This is a genomic window from Dellaglioa sp. CoH-56-MRSF-14 (assembly GCF_056782115.1).
Map to the genome: position 1 here is coordinate 1 of NZ_JBXAYB010000102.1, position 272 is coordinate 272.

At 51.1% G+C, this 272-nt stretch carries 1 protein-coding gene; it reads left to right on the forward strand.

Features of this window, described 5'->3' with window-relative positions; all coding sequences use genetic code 11:
• Positions 1–272 (forward strand): hypothetical protein (locus AC1RPX_RS07970; RefSeq protein WP_481763361.1); only part of this gene is annotated, 272 nt, incomplete at both ends.

The window sequence follows — 272 nt, forward strand, 5'->3', positions numbered from 1 at the left end:
GCTACATGCAGGAAGCAGAGGACCAGAATACCGGCACGCTGCACGAACTGAAGGTTGATACGCGAGACATGCGTCAAGCAAAGAACTTCTATGACTATGCATTCAACATGCAGAACCCCAAGGCAAACCCGCCTTGGTCTCGTCAGTTGTGGGTCGGTACTATGCTGTTCGGTGAAGCGTGCCCTGTGTGCTCGAATAAAGCGTGGCTCGATGTGCACAACGTGCCTGTGGACTACAAGGCAAAAGAAATGCAAGAACATATCCAGTTCTTG